The 3,645-nt window shown below is 57.7% G+C and carries 1 rRNA gene; it reads left to right on the top strand.

The annotated features are described in order from the left end of the window. The first annotated feature begins 489 nt into the window (after positions 1–489). Positions 490–3,620 (top strand): 23S ribosomal RNA (locus tag ABD784_RS09560). The last annotated feature ends 25 nt before the right edge of the window (positions 3,621–3,645 follow it).

Below are 3,645 nucleotides of genomic sequence, written 5' to 3'. Positions count from 1 at the left end.
TTGGGCGGGTGCTCGAGGGTGGAATATCAATGGATTAGCGGCCGGCGCTCCTGCCGGTCCGGAGTACTCAGTACGCCGTGCACGCATCCCTTCGGGGGTGGTGCGGGTTGGAACGGTTCCGGGCCTGTGGAGGGGTTCTGGTCCTTGGCACACTGTTGGGCCCTGAAACAACAGGCCCGCCCGCACCGGCGCTCTTTGCGTCGGTGGTGGTGGTGGTTTGTTGTTTTCCCCGGCCTGGCCTAAGCATCCGTGATCGATCAGTGTTCTGTCTCTGGTCGGTGGGTGTGGTGGGGGCTGTGGGGGTTGTTGTTTGGGAACTGCATAGTGGACGCGAGCATCTTGTACCGCACGCGCATCGTTTCGGGTCGTCCTCCTCGCGGGGGCCGGTCCGGGTGGGTGTTGTGTGCGGGCAAAGCAATTTCTTTGATCTCAGAAAACCTTTCATGGTTTTTCTTGATATGTAGAAGCTCTGTTGCTTGATCTGTTTGTGGTCAAGTTTTCAAGGGCGCACGGTGGATGCCTTGGCATCGGGAGCCGAAGAAGGACGTGGGAATCTGCGATAAGCCTGGTGGAGTCGATAACCGGACGTTGAGGCCAGGATCTCCGAATGGGGGAACCCCGCGCAGTGTCATGCTGCGTGACCCGCATCTGAACACATAGGGTGCGTGGAGGGAACGCGGGGAAGTGAAACATCTCAGTACCCGCAGGAAGAGAAAACAATAGTGATTCCGTGAGTAGTGGCGAGCGAAAGCGGATGGGGCTAAACCGGTCCATGTGTGATAGCCGGCGGGCGTTGCATGGTCGGGGTTGTGGGAGTGCACTGTTCCAGTTCTGCCGGACTGGTGTGGCGAGGTGCGGGCGTATAGGTGAACCGGTTTGAGAGCCGGACCAGAGAGGGTGTTAGTCCCGTAACCGTAATGCGTTCCGCCGTCATTGTGCACCACCCGAGTAGCACGGGGCCCGAGAAATCCCGTGTGAATCTGCCAGGACCACCTGGTAAGCCTGAATACTACCCGATGACCGATAGCGGACCAGTACCGTGAGGGAAAGGTGAAAAGTACCCCGGGAGGGGAGTGAAATAGTACCTGAAACCGTGTGCCTACAATCCGTCGGAGCCGGCCTGAGGGCTGGTGACGGCGTGCCTTTTGAAGAATGAGCCTGCGAGTTAGTGCTGTGTCGCGAGGTTAACCCGTGTGGGGAAGCCGTAGCGAAAGCGAGTCTGAATAGGGCGTTTGAGTGGCACGGTCTAGACCCGAAGCGGAGTGATCTACCCATGGCCAGGTTGAAGCGCGTGTAAGAGCGTGTGGAGGACCGAACCCACTTCAGTTGAAAATGGAGGGGATGAGCTGTGGGTAGGGGTGAAAGGCCAATCAAACTCCGTGATAGCTGGTTCTCCCCGAAATGCATTTAGGTGCAGCGTTGCGTGTTTCTTGCCGGAGGTAGAGCTACTGGATGGCCGATGGGCCTCACCAGGTTACTGACGTCAGCCAAACTCCGAATGCCGGCAAGTGAGAGCGCAGCAGTGAGACAGTGGGGGATAAGCTTCATTGTCGAGAGGGAAACAGCCCAGAATGCCGACTAAGGCCCCTAAGCGTGTGCTAAGTGGAAAAGGATGTGGAGTTGCTTAGACAACCAGGAGGTTGGCTTAGAAGCAGCCACCCTTGAAAGAGTGCGTAATAGCTCACTGGTCAAGTGATTCCGCGCCGATAATGTAGCGGGGCTCAAGTACACCGCCGAAGTCGCATCGTTCAGTCATCCCGTTAGCCTTCGTGGTTCAGCGGACTGGACGGGTAGGGGAGCGTCGTGTAGCGGGTGAAGCCGCGGTGTAAACCAGCGGTGGATGCTACACGAGTGAGAATGCAGGCATGAGTAGCGAATGACGGGTGAGAAACCCGTCCGCCGAATGATCAAGGGTTCCAGGGTCAAGCTAATCTGCCCTGGGTGAGTCGGGACCTAAGGCGAGGCCGACAGGCGTAGTCGATGGACAACGGGTTGATATTCCCGTACCAGTGAAGAACCGTCCCTACCGAACCGGTGATGCTAACCGCCCCAACCGCCATGGAGGACCCTTCGGGGTCCCGTTGGCGTGCGGCGCGGGACCCGAACCGGGGAGGTCAGCGTATTAACAGGTGTGACGCAGGAAGGTAGCCGGGCCAGGCAATGGAATCGTCCTGGTCCAAGGGTGTAGGCCGTCCCGTAGGCAAATCCGCGGGACACGATGGCTGAGACCCGACAGGCGCCCACCTCTGGTGGGTGATCCGGTGATCCTATGCTGCCTAGAAAAGCATCGGCGCGAGGTTCCAGCTGCCCGTACCCCAAACCGACACAGGTGATCAGGTAGAGAATACCAAGGCGATCGAGAGAATCATGGTTAAGGAACTCGGCAAAATGCCCCCGTAACTTCGGGAGAAGGGGGGCCTGCCCCGTGACCACCCCACGCGGGTGTGAGCGGGTGTGGGCCGCAGAGACCAGGGGGAAGCGACTGTTTACTAAAAACACAGGTCCGTGCGAAGTCGCAAGACGATGTATACGGACTGACTCCTGCCCGGTGCTGGAAGGTTAAGAGGAGCTGTCAACCCTTTTAGGGTGAAGCGGTGAATTCAAGCCCCAGTAAACGGCGGTGGTAACTATAACCATCCTAAGGTAGCGAAATTCCTTGTCGGGTAAGTTCCGACCTGCACGAATGGAGTAACGACTTCCCCGCTGTCTCAACCATGAACTCGGCGAAATTGCAGTACGAGTAAAGATGCTCGTTACGCGCAGCAGGACGGAAAGACCCCGAGACCTTTACTATAGTTTGGTATTGGTGTTCGGTGCGGCTTGTGTAGGATAGGTGGGAGACTTTGAAGCGGGCACGCCAGTGCTCGTGGAGTCATCGTTGAAATACCACTCTGGCCGTATCGGATTCCTAACTTCGGACCATGATCTGGTTCAGGGACAGTGCCTGATGGGTAGTTTAACTGGGGCGGTTGCCTCCCAAAGAGTAACGGAGGCGCCCAAAGGTTCCCTCAGCCTGGTTGGCAATCAGGTGTCGAGTGTAAGTGCACAAGGGAGCTTGACTGTGAGAGCGACAGCTCGAGCAGGGACGAAAGTCGGGACTAGTGATCCGGCGGCACCTCGTGGAAGGGCCGTCGCTCAACGGATAAAAGGTACCTCGGGGATAACAGGCTGATCTTGCCCAAGAGTCCATATCGACGGCATGGTTTGGCACCTCGATGTCGGCTCGTCGCATCCTGGGGCTGGAGTCGGTCCCAAGGGTTGGGCTGTTCGCCCATTAAAGCGGTACGCGAGCTGGGTTTAGAACGTCGTGAGACAGTTCGGTCCCTATCCGCTGCGCGCGCAGGAAATTTGAGAAGATCTGTCCTTAGTACGAGAGGACCGGGACGGACGAACCTCTGGTATGTCAGTTGTACCGCCAGGTGCACCGCTGATTAGCTACGTTCGGAAGGGATAACCGCTGAAAGCATCTAAGCGGGAAGCCCACTTCGAGATGAGATTTCCCTACACCTCGAGTGTGAGAGGCCCCCAGCCAGACCACTGGGTTGATAGGCGGGACGTGGAAGCAAGGACTGAAGACTTGTGAAGCCGACCCGTACTAATAGGCCGACAACTTACACCACAAACACCACCACACCCCCCAGGGGG

This window comes from Zhihengliuella alba (genome assembly GCF_039538765.1).
Taxonomy (GTDB): Bacteria; Actinomycetota; Actinomycetes; order Actinomycetales; family Micrococcaceae; genus Zhihengliuella; species Zhihengliuella alba.
This window is presented reverse-complemented; position numbering and strand designations above follow the sequence as displayed.